Raw genomic sequence first — 17,250 nt, forward strand, 5'->3', positions numbered from 1 at the left:
AAACCAAACATGAAATTAAAAATCTCTTCAATCTTTTTGTTAGTGGCAGTAGTATCATTGTCAGCTTTTAAAAGCCCTGTTAAACCAGTAGCTTATACCGTTGATCCGGCAAAATCTACCATTACGTGGGTAGGTAAAAAGGTAACTGGTTCTCATAACGGAACAATCGCTTTACAATCAGGAACTTTAAATGTTGATGGTAAAAAAGTAACCGGCGGAACTTTCACCATTGATATGAACTCCATCAAAGATGCCGATGGTAGCGCTAAATTAGAAGGCCACTTGAAAGCCGATGATTTCTTCGGAACTGCAAAATTCCCAACTTCAACTTTCGTCATTACTAAAGTGGCTGGTTCTGGTGCTGCATTAACGGTTACAGGTAACTTAACAATCAAAGGAATTACTAAACCAGTAACTTTTCCTGCAACTGTAGCTGTAAATGCTGATGGAACAGTTTCAGCTTTAGCTGGTAAAATTTTAGTTGACAGAACTAAATATGATATCCGTTACGGTTCTAAATCATTTTTCGACAGCATCGGCGATAAAGCAATTGATGATAACTTCGAAATCGGTGTGAAATTAGTAGCTAAAAAATAATTTCGAAGCCTTCCTCAAAAAGGATAGTTTGTAAAAAAGATCGCGGCATTTGTCGGGATCTTTTTTAGTTTTCAGCTGATCGTTTTTTGCTTTGGGCTTTGGTCTTTAAGCTTTGGTTCCGCTTTCGGGTATAAATTCTATCTTATCCTAAACCCTCCGTCGAGCGCTTCCACAAAACCGGTTGCCTGTTCTTTGCTGTGGTAAAATAAACATTCCCAATTTTCGGCAGCAGCTCTTTTACCAAATGCTTTGCGTAGCTCCATTGCTTTTCTGCCATCGAAGTCATACTTGGCAATGAAATTTTTAATCAGTTCACCCGGTTCAGGCAAAACATCACCACCAAAAAATACCTTTTGATTTCCCTCCGTTAGTAAAAAAACCTGATGATTTGGGCAATGCGCCCCGGTAAGCTCATAGGCAATGGCTTCATCCAGGTTACCATCACCTTCTATAAATTTCAGTTGGGCATTGCGCTGAAGAAAATCAAAAATATCAGTATGGTAAGAACTGGAAGTACTGCTAAAAGCGGTTTCCCACTCTCCACGATTAATGACATATTCCGCATCTGGGAAACTCAATTCTGTTTTTCCATTTTCCTGTTGATGTACCATTCCTCCGGAGTGATCATAATGCAAATGCGACATTAAAACCTTGGTTACATCTGTCGGATCAAAGCCTGCATTCCGTATGTTTTTGTGTAAAATCAGTTCGCCATGGTCATCGCTAAAACCCAATCCGGTATCAAAAAGAACTAAATCATTGTTCAGTTCCACTAAAAAAGGCTGCACATTGATGAACAGTGAGGCTGGCCGGTCTTTAAAATTATGAACGGCAGCATCAAAAGGGATAAATTTTTTGGTAGCATCTACCGAATAGGTTCCTTCAAAAAGGGTGTGAACTTGCAAGGTAATGGAGATTTAAATTAAAAAAGTATATTTACTGTTCGGAGACAAATATAATGGAAAAAAGATGGGTGCTGACATCAAATTGTAATGATGACACGGTAAAGAAAATAGCAGAACAACTTAATATAGACAGGTCATTAGCGCAAGTTTTAGTTCAGCGAAACATTTGTGATTTTGATCAGGCCAAATATTTTTTCAGACCGGAACTGGCTCACCTTCACGATCCTTTCCTGATGAAAGATATGGATGTTGCCATTTGCAGGATTGAAAAGGCCTTTTCTACTCATGAGAAAATCCTTATTTACGGCGATTACGATGTAGATGGAACAACATCCGTAGCCCTGGCTTACAGCTTCTTTTCTCAGTTTACCGAAAATATTGAATATTATATTCCTGATCGTTACCTGGAGGGATATGGAATTTCTACCGCGGGGATTGACTATGCCCATGAAAATGGTTTTTCGCTCATCATTGCGCTGGATTGTGGGATTAAATCATTAGATAAAGTTGATTATGCGAACAGTTTGGGTATCAATTTTATCATTTGCGATCACCATTTACCCGGTGATGAAATCCCGGAAGCGGTTGCTGTTTTAGATCCGAAAAGAAGTGATTGTGCCTATCCTTTTAAAGAATTGGCCGGCTGCGGAATCGGTTTTAAACTTGCCCAGGCTTATGCGCAAAAGCATGATCTTCCTGCCGATACTTATCTCCGGTACCTGGATCTGGTCATGGTGAGTATTGCCGCAGACATTGTTCCGGTAATTGGAGAAAACAGGATACTGGCTTACTACGGATTAAAGAAACTGAATACTAATCCATGTGAAGGTTTAAGGGCGCTGATGGAAGTATCTGGGAAAAAGGAAAATTATACTATTACTGATGTGGTATTTACTTTAGGACCCAGGATCAATGCTGCCGGAAGGATAGACCATGCCAAACATGCAGTAGCCATGCTGTTGTGTGAGGCAGACAGCAATTCGCTGGAGCAAAGCGAATCCATCAACCTTAAAAATATAGAACGAAAAACGTACGATCAGGACATTACCCGTGAGGCACTTGACCTGATTGGGAGTAGCGATACATTGATTAACCGGAAAACCACGGTGGTATTTAATGAAAACTGGCATAAAGGTGTGATCGGAATTGTGGCTTCACGACTGACTGAAACGTATTATCGCCCCACTATTGTGCTAACCAAATCAAATGGGCATGTAGCAGGTTCCTGCCGTTCGGTTGTGGGCTTTGATCTGTACGAAGCTTTGAGTGGATGTGCAGATCTTCTGGATCAGTTTGGAGGTCATAAGTTTGCTGCAGGTTTAACCATGCAGGCCCATAATGTTGATGCCTTTGCAGATAAATTTGAAGAAATTGTCTCGGCTTCCATTACCGATGAATTGCTTACCCCAATGCTTAAGATTGATGCTGAAATTGAGTTGGCTCAGATTGATGGCAAGTTCTTCAGGGTTTTGGCACAAATGGGCCCATTCGGACCAGAAAATATGGCACCGGTTTTTGTTTCACATGGTGTTTATTTAGATCGAGCTGCAATGGCTGTCGGCGCAAATCATTTAAAAATTATCATAAAGCAACAAAATTCGCCTATTTTTGAATGCATTGCATTTGGACTGGCAGAATTTCAAAATCTTTTACAACCAAATATGCCGTTTTCTGTTTGTTATACCATAGAAGAAAATGTGTGGAGAGATAAGAAACGTATGCAGCTTAATGTTAAAGGGATAAAAGTTAATTAAACAAATAAAATCGTCATGCTGAACTTGATTCAGCACCTCCATTAAAAAGATCCTGAAATAAATTCAGGATGACGAGCAAGGAAAATATGATATTAAGAGCCGAAAATCTGGTTAAAAAATATAAACAGCGAACCGTTGTAAATGATGTTTCGTTTAGTGTAAGTCAGGGAGAAATTGTAGGCTTATTAGGGCCAAATGGGGCAGGTAAAACCACCTCATTTTACATGATTGTGGGGTTGATTAAACCAAATGAAGGGCGGATTTTTTTAGAGGAAGAAGATATTACGCAGGATGCCATGTACCGAAGAGCGCAAAAAGGTATTGGTTATTTAGCTCAGGAAGCATCGGTATTCAGAAAGCTTACGGTTGAAGATAATATTCTGGCTATTCTGGAAATGAGTAACCTGTCTAAGGAAGAACAAAAGGATAAGCTGGAAGAGTTGATTAATGAATTCAGTTTGCATAAAGTACGCAAAAACCGCGGTGATTTATTATCAGGCGGAGAGCGCAGAAGAACAGAAATTGCCCGTGCGCTGGCAGCAAATCCCAGCTTTATTCTGCTGGATGAACCTTTCGCTGGTGTAGACCCCATTGCGGTAGAAGAAATCCAGAGCATTGTGGCGAAACTTAAACATAAAAATATCGGTATTTTAATTACCGATCATAATGTGCAGGAAACACTTTCCATTACTGATCGGGCATATTTACTTTTCGAAGGTAAAATTCTTGAACAAGGTGTGCCGGAAGTGCTGGCAGAGAATGAAATGGTGCGAAAAGTATATCTGGGTTCAAACTTTGTACTGAAGCGTAAAAAATTCGACATATAATTACAAGGCATGGCAATTGTAAACTCAATTTTTACCTGGCTGATGAAAAAGCGGATCCACCAGATCGAACTTTTTATGAAATATCCTTATGATGTTCAGCAGGAGTGGTTTCACACCTTAATTGATAGTGCAGAAAATACAGAATGGGGCAAGATGTATGACTATAAAAGCATCCTCACCCCGCAACAATATCAGGAACGTGTTCCTATTCAGAATTATGATACCCTAAAGCCTTATATCGAAAGAATGCTGGCCGGCGAACAGAATATTTTATGGCCATCGGATATTAAATGGTTTGCCAAATCATCGGGTACCACCAGCGATAGAAGTAAATTTATTCCTGTTTCGAAAGAATCACTTGAAGAATGCCATTTTAAAGGCGGGAAAGACATGCTCTCCATTTATTGTAACAACCGGCCGGATAATCAAATGTTTACCGGCAAGGGTTTGGTGCTGGGCGGCAGCCACCAGGTCAATCAGCTTAACGAAGATTGTTTTTATGGTGATCTATCAGCAGTGCTGATTAAAAACCTGCCCATCTGGGCCGAATTTTACCGTACACCTGATATGTCTATCGCTTTAATGGATAATTATGAGGTAAAGATGGACCGCATGGCTGAAGCCACCATTCAGGAAAACGTAACCAGTATTTCAGGCGTACCTACCTGGACCATCGTTCTGGCCAAAAAGGTTTTGGAATTAACCGGCAAAAATAACCTGTTGGAAGTTTGGCCCAACCTTGAAGTGTATATCCACGGTGCGGTGAATTTCGCCCCATATCGCGAGCAGTTTAAACAACTTATTCCTTCAAATGACATGTATTATTTGGAAACTTATAATGCTTCTGAAGGCTTTTTCGGCATTCAGGATCAGGATAATTCTGATGAAATGCTGCTTATGCTTGATTATGGTATTTTCTATGAGTTTGTTCCAATGGAAAATATAGGCGAAGAAAATCCTAAAGCCTTATTGCTTGGTGAAGTAGAACTCCATAAAAATTATGCTATCGTGATTTCCACTAACGGCGGTTTGTGGCGTTACATGATTGGAGATACCATTCAGTTTACCTCACTTGCACCATATCGTATTAAAATTACCGGACGAACCAAACATTTTATCAATGCTTTTGGTGAAGAGGTGATTATTGATAATGCAGAGCAGGCTTTAACCAGGGCCTGCCTTGAAACCGGTGCTGAAATAAAAGATTATACCGCCGGGCCAATTTATTTTGAAGGCGAGAAAGCAGGCGGACATGAGTGGATTATAGAATTTGATAAACAGCCCGATGATTTCGAAAAGTTTATTGATGTGATGGATAATACCTTGCGTGAAGTCAATTCAGATTACGATGCCAAAAGATTTAAGGATATGGCCCTGTGTAGGCCAACGGTACACAATGCGCCAGCCAATACTTTTTACAACTGGTTAAAAGCCAGGGATAAACTGGGTGGGCAACATAAAGTTCCGCGCCTGGCTAACGAAAGGAAATACATAGATGATATTTTGATCATGATTAGTGCATCTGCAGCATAATAAAAATATTCGCAAACTGGATCTGCAGATTTTGAAAAACACCGTTTTCCCCCGGCATAGTTACGTGTTTAGGAAAAGTACTTGCCGCCAGTTTTTTAATCCGGTAGAGTGTTATGCGCCTGTAGAATAAAATGTTGACAATAATTAACCGCAATTGAAAATAAAAACATCAAGCTTTTGGATCGTTTTATCAAATACGCGGAAGATAATTATGATACTTTTGGCCGTTAATTTGTGAAGCATCTGTTATGAAGATGAACAGACAAAAAATATTGGATTTTTTCAGGAAATCTGAAAACAGGGCAACTTTAATCCTGAAAGATAAATCCAAGGCCAATACCACTATTAAAGATGCATTGGGGAAAGCTGTAACCAATAAGGGACAGCTGGATGGCGTTTGGGAAAAAATGGTATTGCTGTTCGCTGTGTCAAAAGATTATGTTAACGGGAATTATACCGAAATCCCTAAACGATCAATTGTAGCCATTTTAGGTGGATTGGTGTACTTTTTATCGCCAATAGACGTGGTGCCGGATTTTGTTCCTGTACTGGGTTTTATAGATGATATTTTTATATTAAACCTGGTTTATAAGCAGGTAGTCAAAGATCTTGAAAATTATAAAGTCTGGAAAGATGCTCAAATTGAATATATAGATGGTTCAACCGAAACATAGTTTTTTAGACTGGCTGAATCATCATCTTTTCGCTTGTCCGATTAAATCTCATTTTGGGTTTGATTGTCCCGGATGTGGTTTCCAGCGATCAGTTATTGCTTTGCTTAAAGGAAATTTAGCTGAATCCTTCAAATTTTATCCAGCTGCGATACCACTTATTTTATTAATTCTTTTTACCCTGCTTCATCTTAAAATAGATTTTAAAAGCGGTGCACAAATTATCAAAATCGCTTTTGCAGGTATTGCAATAATTATTTTTATCAATTACATTTATAAAATATACACTCATCAACTTATCAGCTAAAACGCATGTCAGAAGAGCAGGAAAAACCTCAGGAAAACCAACCCATTAATTTGGGTAAAAATGAAATACCGCAACCAAACCCTGTAAATACCGGGTTTACAACACCTCCGCCATTTCAGCAACCTCCACCATTTGGTCAGTTTGGCGGTGGAATGGGCATGGGGCAGCAAAATCTTCCAAATGCCACTGCTGCATTGGTATTGGGCATAATTGCCATTCCAGCCTGTTGCTTCTATGGTATTTTTGGTTTGATTTTTGGTATTATTGCCTGGATTTTAGGCGCGGGTGATGTTAAAAAATATCAGTTAAATCCAACTTTATATACCGAATCATCTTATAAAAATGCGAAAGCAGGTAAAATCTGCGGAATGATTGCCACTATATTAAGTGTATTATTTATCGCAATTGTAATTCTGGTTATTGTAGGTGCGATTGCAAATCCTTCTGCTTACGATAGTTTTTTCAAAGGAATTCATTAAGAGCTTACTAATTTTACCTTAAAAATATAAATCGGATGACACAAGCCATCCGATTTTGTTATTTTTGTATTGTCCAAATTGTAAATAAAAAACTCACGATAATGTATCCAGAATATTTAGTAGAACCAATGCGTAAGGAATTAACCAACGTTGGTTTTGAAGAATTAAAAAATGCAGCAGATGTAGACCAGGCAATAAAAGGTGAAGGAACTGTATTGGTGGTTGTAAATTCTGTATGTGGTTGCGCGGCAGCTAATGCCCGTCCGGCAGCTAGAGCAGCAGCAGCACATGAAAAGCACCCTAATAAATTGGTAACTGTTTTTGCAGGTATGGAAAAAGAAGCTGTAGATCAGGCAAGAAATTACATGATGCCTTTCCCTCCATCATCACCAGCTATGGCCCTTTTTAAAGATGGCAAATTGGTACATATGATTGAGCGTCATCAAATTGAAGGCAGACCAGCGCAAATGATTGCTGATAACCTGATTGGTGCTTTTGAGCAGTACTGCTAATAATTGATTGCACAGATTTTTGGATTACACCGATAGGTGATTCTTAAAGTTATATTGAAAAGGTGAATGGAAACATTTGCCTTTTTGCGGTTGTGGTGTTGATAAACTAACTGTTTTATTTTGCCACGGAAGCACTGAAACATGGAGGTTTAATGACAGATATACAAGGGGCGTCATTTCGAACGTAGTGGAGAAATCTTTTAAATTTTATTTCAAATAACTTGGTAAAAAGATCTCTGCATTTCGCGTTGCTCCGGTCGAGATGACGACCATTCTATTGGAGTCTGTTATTAGTAGCGAAGTCGAAGGATCTTCATTGTAGCGTGCTTGTTCCGTTGATTGAAAGTTTAGTTTTTCATAGGTCAGAGATTATTCATAATATATTTAAGATTTAAAAGGCATTCATGCTTGCGACGCAGTTCTTCACTGTATCCGATATCTATCGGATCAGAATGACAGAGAAGCAAAAATCTGTGTAATCAACTTAAATCCTCTAATCTGTGTTTACTAAAAATCTTTATTGAGCAATTTCTCCAGTTCTCCGAACGAAACGTTCATTCTTACTCTGCCTTGTTTGGCATATGAAATTTCTCCGGTTTCTTCAGAAATGATTACCGCAACGGCATCTGTTGTTTCGGAAACACCGATACCGGCACGATGTCTTAATCCAAACTGCGAAGGCAATTGGTCGTTATCTGTTAGCGGTAAAATACAACTGGCACTTTTAATTTTATTTTCTGAAATCACTACGGCACCATCATGCAAAGGACTGTTTTTTTGAAATATACTTTCTAGTAATCTTTTGGATATTTTGGCATCCACCACTTCGCAGCTGTTCGCGAAAAACTGCTCGTCATAGAACTTTACAAAAACAATTAAAGCACCCGTTCTGGTCTTTTTCATCGTTTTACAAGCATCAATAATCGGCTTAATGCGGGTCAGGTTATTTCTTTCAATTTCCTTTCGCCCAAACAAATAACCCCACCAGGCCTTGTTCTTCTGCAGGAATGCATTTTTTCCAATCAGTAACAAAAACCGCCTGATCTCGGGATGGAAGATAACGATTAAAGCAATGATGCCCACGCTCATGAATTTCTCGATGATAGTGGTTAGTAGCTCCATATGCAAACCTTTCACCACCCAGTAAAAAACAGTGATAATGAACATTCCCACGAGCAGATTTACAGCAAGTGTATTCCGAATCAGGGTATAAACATAATAGATTAAGAGTGCTACCAGCACAATATCTACCACATCGGTTACAGATACTTTAAGAAAATCGAAATCAAATCCTTTCATTAGTGGCAAGATAGCAAAACCGTTTTCAGTTTACAATTTTCAATTGATTTGACAATGTTATTTTAACCATTTAATCTGGCAATGAGTTCTATACATTCCATGGCCTCCTTCACATCATGAACACGCAGGATGCCAGCGCCTTTTTGTAAGGCAATCGTATTTAAAACAGTGGTTCCGTTTAGGGCTTCGGCAGCAGTGGTTTGAAGTGCTTTATAAATCATACCTTTCCGGGAGAAACCAACCAGTACCGGAAGCTTAAATATTTTGAAAGCATCCAGGTTTTGAAGCAATTCATAATTATGTTCGAGGGTTTTACCAAAGCCAAACCCGGGATCAATAATGACATCGTGGATATGAAGTGCCTTTAATGCTGCGATCTTTTGAGCCATATGATCAATTACATCCAGGGCTACATTTTGGTATGTTGGGTTTTGATGCATGTTTTGAGGCGTACCTTGCATGTGCATCATAATATAAGGCACTTGGAGCCTGGCCACCGTTTTGAACATGTGTTGATCTAAATCTCCGGCAGATATATCATTAATAACCTGTGCGCCTGCATGGATGGTTTCTTCGGCCACTTTTGCCCTAAAGGTATCAACTGAAATCACTACCTCCGGAAATTCTTTCACCAAACTTTCTATCACAGGAATCAAACGATCTGATTCTTCGGTTTCAGGGATATCAATGGCGCCCGGTCTGGACGAGTATCCGCCAATATCGATCAAGGTTGCACCCTCTTTTAAAAAGGCTTCAGTTTTTGTAAGCGCATCATCAATAGATTTTGTTCGGCTGTTGCTGTAAAAAGAATCGGGCGTAACATTTAAAATAGCCATTACTTTTGACGAGCTTAAATCCATTAACTTTCCCTTAATATTAATGCTTTGCTTAGGTTCGAAAAATTTTTTTTCTGACATGATAAGCCCTTCCGGGATTTGAGTTTCGCTATAAAAATGTATCTTTAGCTTTTGTTTTTCGCAACAAAAATACACTAAAACTTAATAAATACTGGCTTTGATACAAACAAATACCGCTGTAGAATTTGATGAAGTAATTGCAGTTTGCAGATCATTGTTCTTGAAAAAAACGAAAGATTATGGTACTGCCTGGCGTATCCTCAGGCCAAGTTCCATTACCGATCAGATTTTTATTAAGGCGCAGCGCATTCGTACGCTTGAAGAAAAAAAAGTAAGTAAGGTTGGTGAGGGAATTGTTTCGGAATATATCGGCATCATTAACTATTGTGTAATCGCCATGATGCAGCTTGAATTGAGTGAAAGCAATCCGCTCGAAATGCCATTTCAACAGGTTGAAAGTTTGTTTGAGGAAAAAATTACGGAAACAAGAGATTTAATGCTGGCTAAAAATCATGATTATGGCGAAGCTTGGCGCGACATGAGAGTGAGCTCATTAACCGATTTGATTCTAATGAAAATTTTCAGAGTCAAACAAATTGAGGATAACGATGGGGAGACATTAGCTTCAGAAGGGGTGAAAGCCAACTACCAGGACATGCTTAATTATTCAGTTTTTGCATTGATTAAACTGGGGGTTAAATAAAGTATTGATGAGCGCCATTATTTGTAAATTAAACATTTCATTGAAAATAAATAAATACGAATGAGAAATATATTGTTGAACTTTTCCCGTTTTTTTGTTGGCGCATTATTTATTTTCTCAGGATTAATCAAAGCAAATGATCCGCTGGGTTTTGGTTATAAACTTCAGGAGTATTTTGAAGTTTTTCATATGGATTTCCTTATTCCGGTGGCTACTGGTATGGCCATCCTGCTTTGTACACTTGAAATTGTATTGGGCGCATTGCTGATTCTGGGTTTCTGGAGTAAAAAGGTGGTCTGGGGTTTACTGCTGTTAATTATATTTTTTACGCTGCTTACATTCGTTTCGGCAGCATTTAAAGTGGTAACCAGTTGCGGCTGTTTTGGTGATGCCATTCCGCTTACACCTTGGCAGTCATTTGGTAAAGATTTAATTCTACTGGTGCTGATCATCATTATTTTCATCAGCAGGGATGCCATTCAGCCATTATTTAAAAAAGCGTCCAGCCAGCGGAACATGGCTGTTCTGGTAACATTGCTGTCTTTAGGCTTTGGCTTATATACCTACAATGTGCTTCCCGTAATTGATTTTCTGCCTTACAAAGTAGGCGCACATATTCCCTCGCTGATGGTTATTCCTCCGGGTGAAAAACCTGATGAATTTGAGATCATGTATCACCTCAAAAATAAGCAGACAAAAGAAGAGAAGGACATGAGTGATAAGGATTACCTTAAAACTGAAATCTGGAAAGACAACAACTGGGAAATTATAGGTGAGCCGGTAAAGCGTCTGGTTAAAAAAGGCTATGAACCGAAGATTAAAGATCTGGTTATCAGTGATGCCTCGGGTACAGATTATACGAAAGAAATTATTGAAAATCCTTACTACAGTTTGATTTTTGTTGCTTACGATCTGAAAAATACCAATGAAAATGCGATTGGGAAACTGAATGCCATTGCCATGAATGCCACACAGCAATTTAATATCCGTACGGTTCTGCTCACATCCAATGCAGCCCAGGAGGCAGAAGCTTTTGTGAAAAAGAATAACCTGTTTTCGGAAGTGTTTTATGCCGATGCAGTGCCTTTAAAAAGCATGGTACGGGCTAATCCGGGTGTTTTATTATTGAAAAATGGTGTGGTGATTAATAAATGGCATTTTCATAATGTACCTACCTTTGATCAGCTAAGCAGAAAATATTTTGATAAGCAATGATTGGATACGCCATAAAAAAAATACTTTATGGTTTACTGGTGATGGCCGGTGTAGTGCTGGTTGTTTTTGTGCTTTTTAATATTTTACCCGGTGATCCGGCCAGGATGACGATGGGACAACGGGCCGATATACAATCCTTAGAAGCTGTTCGTAAAGAATTTGGACTGGATAAATCAAAGCCAGTACAGTTTCTATTGTATATTAATGATCTCTCACCTGTAAGTGTGCTAGATAATGATAGTGCCAATAAGGCAAAGTATCATTTTGTGAAATTGATCAGCTTTGATCAAAAAGCATTGGCCTTAAAGTGGCCCTATCTGCGAAGTTCTTATCAAACTAAAAGAGATGTGACCGCAATTTTGTCTGAGACGGTGCCCAATACCTTCATACTTGCATTAACAGCGATGATATTTGCCACTGCAATAGGTGTTTTCTTAGGTGTGCTGTCAGCTGTTTATAAAGATTCGTGGATAGACAAGTCTGCAAATGCCTTTGCCATCCTCGGAATTTCTGCACCTTCATTCTTTGCGGGGATCATCATCGCCTGGATTTTTGGCTTCATGCTAAGCGATTATACCGGATTGAAAATGAGTGGGAGTTTATATTCTTATGATCCGTTTAATGGTGAAATTTTAACCCTAAAAAATTTGTGGTTACCGATGGTTACTTTAGGACTAAGGCCATTGGCGATCATTGTTCAGTTAACCAGAAGTGCCATGCTTGATGTTCTGGCGCAGGATTATATCCGCACGGCGAGAGCCAAAGGATTAAGTAGAAATGCCATCATTTATAAACATGCCTTAAAAAATGCGATGAATCCGGTAATCACGGCTATTTCTGGGTGGTTCGCCTCCCTGCTTGCAGGTTCTTTTTTTGTAGAATATATTTTTGGTTATAATGGACTGGGCAGAACTACTGTTACTGCGTTAGAAATGTCAGATTTCCCTGTAGTTATGGGCTCCATATTATTTATTGCTTTTGTATTTGTGGTGATTAATATTTTGGTCGACATACTTTATGCCTATGTTGATCCAAGGGTAAAACTAAGCTAGACATGACTGAGAAGGAAATTACCGATTATACCAAAGTTGCTGATCAATATATCATAGCGATTTTTAATCAGTCAACAGTGGCACAGCCCGAAGCAGCGCAATTGTTCAGCCATGTACTTAATGCACAGCATATCTGGGGAAAACGGATGTTGGGCCTCAGGCCGCTTTACGGGGTTTGGGAACTCCATTCGCAGGAGGATTTTAATAAAATCTCCGAGGAAAATTTTAAACTCATTTACCTGGCATTGAGTGAAACCACTTCAGATCAGGTTATTTATTATCATAATTCCAAAGGCATACGTTATGAAAACCGGGTAGATGAAATTCTATTGCATTTATTTAATCATTCTACTTATCATCGCGGACAGGTGGTTACCTTATTGAAGAAAGCCGGTTTTGAACCACCAGTAACTGATTACATCATATTAAAACGAGACCAATTATTGTAGGTCTATTGAAAGCGTAATATAAATGAAGATTTTTCTTATCGGGTATATGGGTTGTGGTAAAAGCACAAAAGCAAAACAGCTGGCGCAACGTTTAGGCTGTCCGGTTATTGATCTGGATACCGAAATTGTAAAAAAATCAGGAAAAACGATTGCTGAATTTTTTGCTGAATTTGGCGAAAGTGGCTTCAGGGATTATGAAAGCGACATGCTTAAAACATTTCCATATCCTGAAACCTGTGTGGTGGCAACAGGAGGAGGATTGCCATGCTTTTTTGACAATATGGATTGGATGAATGAAAATGGCACAACCGTTTATCTTCAGATGGAGCCGGCACAATTGGTCTCCCGGCTTCAAAACAGGCAAAAAAGACCTTTAATTAAGGATTTGGATGATGAACAACTGTTGGCATTCATTCAGCTGAAACTAGCAGAGCGGAATCCTTTTTATACCCAGGCCAAAATGATTATAAATGCTTTTGACCTGGATGCGGAAATCTTAGAAAGCGCCATAGTTGGCAAACTTTAGTCCGGAAGATTATCATCAATAATTTTAGCTGAAAGCAAGGCAAGGGGGATGCCGCCACCCGGATGCACACTGCCGCCGCAAAAGTAAAGTCCTTTAATTTTTGAACTGAAATTCGGGTGCCTTAAGAAGGCTGCGAACTGGCTGTTTGAACTGTTTCCATAAAGTGAACCCTGGTAAGACCCTGTTTTACTTTCAATGCTCCTGGGATCTAAAATCTGTTCACTGATAATGTCCTTCTCGATATTTCTGTTTAAAACCCGGCTGATTTTTTTAATAATATTCACCCTGGCAGCCTGAATTATAGAATCCCAGTTTTGTCCATTATTTGATGGAACATTAATCATCACAAACCAGTTTTCACTGTCGTTTGGCGATTCACCCCTCAGGTGTTTAGCACTGATATTGATGTAAACAGTAGGATCATCACTGATGGATTTATCTTTCCAGATTACATTAAACTCTGCTTGGTAATCTTTGGCAAAAAAGATATTGTGTAAACCCAGGTCACTATAGTTTCCATCCATGCCCCAGTAAAAAATCAAGGCAGAACTACTGCGCTCCTGATTGAGTAATTTTTTAGGCGGATCAATATTTTTAAGTAAATTTTTATAGGTAAACCAAATGTCGAGATTAGAAACTACCACCGCTGCTTTATAAGTTTTATCGTAAACCTTTATGCCCAGTACTTCAGGCTTTGCACCATCAGAGTAAAGAATTTCTTCAGCTTTCTGGTTATAATGGAATTTTATACCCAGTTCTTCTGCCAGTTTTACCAATGCCGTCACAATGCCATACATGCCGTTTTTAGGTAGAAAGGCACCAAAATGATATTCAAAATGAGGGATAACATTTAAAGTGGCAGGTGCCTGGTAGGGATCTGAGCCATTATATGTCGCATATCGGTTAAACAATTGTGCAATCCGTTCATCTTTGAAAAAGTGTTTATTGGCTTTGTTTTGTGTTCTGAAAGCATCAATCTGAAAAAAACTGAAAACCGATTTTAGCGTATCCCAATGCAGATAGCTTTTTATTTTGTGAAGGGTACGTTCTAAAAAAACCTGGTGTGTTACCTCGTAAATGGTTGCGCTTTTTTTAAGAAATCTGTTCACCTCTTCTGCTGTAGAATTGGTTTTAGCTTCTATTTCCTGCGCTAATAAATCAATGTCTGACTTTGCGTTCAACCTCAACCCATCTTCGTAGAAATAACGGCAAACTTCTTTCAGTTTAATGTAATCAAAATAATCTTTCGGATTTTTGCCTGCAAGCGTAAAAAGTTCATCAACATATTGTGGCATGGTGAACAAGCTCGGGCCGGTATCAAATCTAAAACCATTCATCCTGATTTCACCTAATTTACCTCCCGGTTTGGCATTGGCTTCAAAAACATCAACTTGATAGCCCTTTATGGCCAGGCGGATGGCGGAAGCAATTCCTGCAATTCCTGCTCCGATAACGATTGCTTTAGGCATGATGTTATTTTAATGCTGTTATATAAATAAGGGTTTGTTTCTCCATCTCCATACTTGCCACTTTAATGGCTGAACCTACTTTCGTAGTCTCCTTTTTTACCGGCAAGTTTTGAATAGTGGCTAAGGCATCTATGTACCATCTGCTCCAGACCTCCATAATATGTTTCTCTTCAGCTGCTGATTTTCCTTCTCCAATTGCTTTTTTACTCAGCTCAAATTCAGTTTTTAAACGGGCCAGTCCGTCGGTTTTTATTTGATTAATAACAGCATTGGCGGCATTTTCATCAGCAGAGATGAGACTATAGGCTGCTGTTAATGCACTAACGCCTACATTTTTCATTTCAGTGGGTGAAACCTTGTCCATTCTGTCATTGTCGGTATGGTAAAATACATCTGTAAAATGCCACATCAGTAATCCAGGGATTTTGTTTTGTAAAAATGGGGTGTGGTCACTGCCGCCTTCAAAAGGATTATAGTTAACCGTCCAGTTTGCGAATTTGCCCTGGGCCTTACAAATATCAAAAACGAAATCATTAAAATAATGTGGAAAAAGGTCTTTTTCCTTTACATCTCCGGCACCCCATTCAGTATGTTTGTCATTTCCCCTCGTCCAGATGGCAGAAGGATCAGGCATTTTTTCAATCAGAAATGAACCTCCTGTTTTTTTGGTATCCTCACCAACCATATCCAGGCTCATTCCCCATAAAATGCCCTTTGCCCTAACAGTATCCTCGGTAATGTATCTTTTTGTAGATACAATCTCATCACCCCATAAAAAAGTAAGTGTGCGTTGTGGTGCTATCTTCTTGGCCTGATACAATTCTGCAGTAAGCCTGGCCATTTCAGCCAGGGTTCCAACACCACTGGCATTATCGTTTGCACCTGGCTCCTGAACATGTGCACTAAAAACAAAACATTCATCGGGATTTACACTACCCTTTACATTGGCCACAATGGTTAGTTCTTCAGCAGGATAAATTTTAGTTTGAATATTGACTTTTAATTTTGTGATACCTTTTAGGCAAGCTGCCTTCAGCTTTTCTTTGGCAGCATAAGATAGGAGTAAAGTCCAGACTTCGCTGTTGGGCTTCATGCTGCTAAACTGAATGGAGGTTTGGTTAATTTCCGGCTGCGTGTATTTGGGCATCGAATAGCCTAACACACCAATCGCCCCAGCCTTAGTGGCAAGTGGTAATAATCTTGAAGGATGATTTTCTGAAAAAATGATCTTCCCTTTCAAATCCAGTTTTTCCATATCGGCAGGCTTGATGTCAGCTAAATAAAGCACCTCCGCCGTTACACCTCCTGCCGCTGTAGAAACACAATTAATGGGAATCATATTACGGTTGGTTTGGTAGGAAATTAAAGGAGTTGAATCGCCGATCAGATCAATGTTCGCTTGAACAGGCTCCCAGGTATTGTGCGTCATGGAACGCTTTTCAATGCGATAGGTTAAAGGAGCCTCCTGTTCATTTTGTTTCTGCTCAACAAAGCCGGCTTTTTTTAAAATGTTTTCTACATAATGGATGCTGGCATTGAATCCTGTATTGCCAGGTACCCTGAAATATTTTTCTACAAAGGCAGTGGTTTTATAAGCGTTATCTTCCTTAAATCCGGTTCGCGTTAATTTAAAGTATTCATCAGCCGGAGTTTGCGCATAACTGTTTATTGTTGTAAACAATAGGAAAAAAAGGATTTTTATCTTCATTGTGCCATTTAAAAACGAAAGATACTAAGAATATTCTTTCCTGATCAGCACAAGGTTTATCATGTGAAATGAATCTGTATGTTAAGATCGGTCAGTGGAAGTTTTAAATACTTCCATCAAAAAATATGGATGGCTAAATTTAAAGTAATGTTAATGTATATTTAACTTATACCGTTATGGTTTTCGGTATGAATTTTGTATAATTGTGTAAATAGAGAGGTTTTTTATCATGAGCAAAGAAATATTAGAGTTTTCTGTATTGGTTGATGAAAAATTTGACCTGAATTTTAACTGGTTAGATGGCTTTTGGGGCGTTGCATTTAAATTTTTCGGAAAATAATTTTTCATTACTGCATTTTTTCTGATACTGATTTTTTTATCAGGTTA

The 17,250-nt window shown here is 38.9% G+C and carries 19 protein-coding genes; 14 read left to right on the forward strand and 5 right to left on the reverse strand.

All coding sequences use genetic code 11. The features are described 5' to 3' along the window. Positions 1-9: 9 nt before the first annotated feature. Positions 10-597, forward strand: a complete 588-nt coding sequence (locus tag CBW18_RS19520) for a YceI family protein (RefSeq protein WP_088303048.1) — start codon at positions 10-12, stop codon at positions 595-597. A 137-nt stretch (positions 598-734) separates the two neighbouring features. On the opposite strand, the gene CBW18_RS19525 is transcribed toward CBW18_RS19520, so the two are convergent. Next, positions 735-1,502 (reverse strand): MBL fold metallo-hydrolase, encoded by a 768-nt coding sequence (locus tag CBW18_RS19525; protein WP_088303049.1) that lies wholly within the window; start codon positions 1,500-1,502, stop codon positions 735-737. A 53-nt stretch (positions 1,503-1,555) separates the two neighbouring features. Between CBW18_RS19525 and recJ the strand changes: the two genes are divergently transcribed. The 7 genes from recJ (at position 1,556) to CBW18_RS19560 (ending at position 7,585) form a co-directional block, all read left to right on the forward strand. After that, positions 1,556-3,256, forward strand: a complete 1,701-nt coding sequence (recJ, locus tag CBW18_RS19530; RefSeq protein WP_088303050.1) for a single-stranded-DNA-specific exonuclease RecJ — start codon at positions 1,556-1,558, stop codon at positions 3,254-3,256. An 86-nt stretch (positions 3,257-3,342) separates the two neighbouring features. After that, on the forward strand, positions 3,343-4,083 hold the full coding sequence (lptB, locus tag CBW18_RS19535; protein WP_088303094.1) for an LPS export ABC transporter ATP-binding protein: 741 nt from the start codon (positions 3,343-3,345) through the stop codon (positions 4,081-4,083). Between the two features lie 9 nt (positions 4,084-4,092). After that, a complete protein-coding gene (locus tag CBW18_RS19540; RefSeq protein WP_088303051.1) occupies positions 4,093-5,616 on the forward strand; it encodes a GH3 auxin-responsive promoter family protein in 1,524 nt (507 codons plus the stop codon). Positions 5,617-5,870: 254 nt separating this feature from the next. After that, positions 5,871-6,290: a YkvA family protein gene (locus CBW18_RS19545; RefSeq protein WP_253249093.1), complete on the forward strand. Its 420-nt coding sequence runs from the start codon at positions 5,871-5,873 to the stop codon at positions 6,288-6,290. Continuing rightward, the gene (locus CBW18_RS19550) at positions 6,271-6,594 is read left to right on the forward strand and encodes a DUF2752 domain-containing protein (RefSeq protein WP_088303053.1); all 324 of its coding nucleotides are present in this window, start codon (positions 6,271-6,273) and stop codon (positions 6,592-6,594) included. The genes CBW18_RS19545 and CBW18_RS19550 overlap by 20 nt, the downstream gene beginning before the upstream one ends. A gap of 5 nt (positions 6,595-6,599) precedes the next feature. Further along, positions 6,600-7,073, forward strand: coding sequence for a CCC motif membrane protein (locus CBW18_RS19555; protein ID WP_216359274.1), 474 nt, complete (start codon positions 6,600-6,602; stop codon positions 7,071-7,073). 101 nt (positions 7,074-7,174) lie between these two features. Then, on the forward strand, positions 7,175-7,585 hold the full coding sequence (locus CBW18_RS19560; protein ID WP_088303054.1) for a BrxA/BrxB family bacilliredoxin: 411 nt from the start codon (positions 7,175-7,177) through the stop codon (positions 7,583-7,585). Positions 7,586-8,092: 507 nt separating this feature from the next. On the opposite strand, the gene cdaA is transcribed toward CBW18_RS19560, so the two are convergent. Both cdaA and folP read right to left on the reverse strand, forming a co-directional pair. Continuing rightward, positions 8,093-8,884, reverse strand: a complete 792-nt coding sequence (gene cdaA, locus CBW18_RS19565) for a diadenylate cyclase CdaA (RefSeq protein ID WP_029286464.1) — start codon at positions 8,882-8,884, stop codon at positions 8,093-8,095. A gap of 62 nt (positions 8,885-8,946) precedes the next feature. Continuing rightward, positions 8,947-9,801, reverse strand: a complete 855-nt coding sequence (gene folP, locus CBW18_RS19570) for a dihydropteroate synthase (protein WP_088303055.1) — start codon at positions 9,799-9,801, stop codon at positions 8,947-8,949. Between the two features lie 100 nt (positions 9,802-9,901). Between folP and CBW18_RS19575 the strand changes: the two genes are divergently transcribed. From CBW18_RS19575 to CBW18_RS19595, 5 genes are read left to right on the forward strand one after another with little or no spacing between them, the layout of a single operon-like run. Then, positions 9,902-10,444 (forward strand): DUF1599 domain-containing protein, encoded by a 543-nt coding sequence (locus CBW18_RS19575; protein ID WP_088303096.1) that lies wholly within the window; start codon positions 9,902-9,904, stop codon positions 10,442-10,444. 60 nt (positions 10,445-10,504) lie between these two features. Continuing rightward, positions 10,505-11,659 carry a BT_3928 family protein gene (locus CBW18_RS19580; protein WP_088303056.1) on the forward strand — a complete coding sequence of 385 codons (1,155 nt, stop codon included), beginning with the start codon at positions 10,505-10,507 and terminating at the stop codon, positions 11,657-11,659. Beyond that, positions 11,656-12,711, forward strand: coding sequence for an ABC transporter permease (locus CBW18_RS19585; protein WP_088303057.1), 1,056 nt, complete (start codon positions 11,656-11,658; stop codon positions 12,709-12,711). Before CBW18_RS19580 ends, CBW18_RS19585 begins: the two co-directional genes overlap by 4 nt. A gap of 2 nt (positions 12,712-12,713) precedes the next feature. Then, positions 12,714-13,160 (forward strand): DinB family protein, encoded by a 447-nt coding sequence (locus CBW18_RS19590; protein WP_088303058.1) that lies wholly within the window; start codon positions 12,714-12,716, stop codon positions 13,158-13,160. Positions 13,161-13,182: 22 nt separating this feature from the next. Then, entirely contained in the window at positions 13,183-13,686 is a 504-nt protein-coding gene (locus CBW18_RS19595; protein WP_088303059.1) for a shikimate kinase, read from the forward strand. Here the strand turns inward: CBW18_RS19595 and crtD are convergent. Together crtD and CBW18_RS19605 are read right to left on the reverse strand one after the other, a co-directional pair. Continuing rightward, positions 13,683-15,155, reverse strand: a complete 1,473-nt coding sequence (crtD, locus tag CBW18_RS19600) for a 1-hydroxycarotenoid 3,4-desaturase CrtD (RefSeq protein WP_088303060.1) — start codon at positions 15,153-15,155, stop codon at positions 13,683-13,685. The two genes, CBW18_RS19595 and crtD, sit on opposite strands and share 4 nt — an antisense overlap. 4 nt (positions 15,156-15,159) lie before the next feature. After that, on the reverse strand, positions 15,160-16,863 hold the full coding sequence (locus CBW18_RS19605) for a M28 family peptidase (protein ID WP_088303061.1): 1,704 nt from the start codon (positions 16,861-16,863) through the stop codon (positions 15,160-15,162). 229 nt (positions 16,864-17,092) lie between these two features. Between CBW18_RS19605 and CBW18_RS19610 the strand changes: the two genes are divergently transcribed. Then, positions 17,093-17,203, forward strand: a complete 111-nt coding sequence (locus CBW18_RS19610; RefSeq protein WP_088303062.1) for a phenylalanyl-tRNA synthetase subunit alpha — start codon at positions 17,093-17,095, stop codon at positions 17,201-17,203. The last annotated feature ends 47 nt before the right edge of the window (positions 17,204-17,250 follow it).

Source organism: Pedobacter sp. AJM (assembly GCF_002197755.1).
GTDB lineage: Bacteria > Bacteroidota > Bacteroidia > Sphingobacteriales > Sphingobacteriaceae > Pedobacter.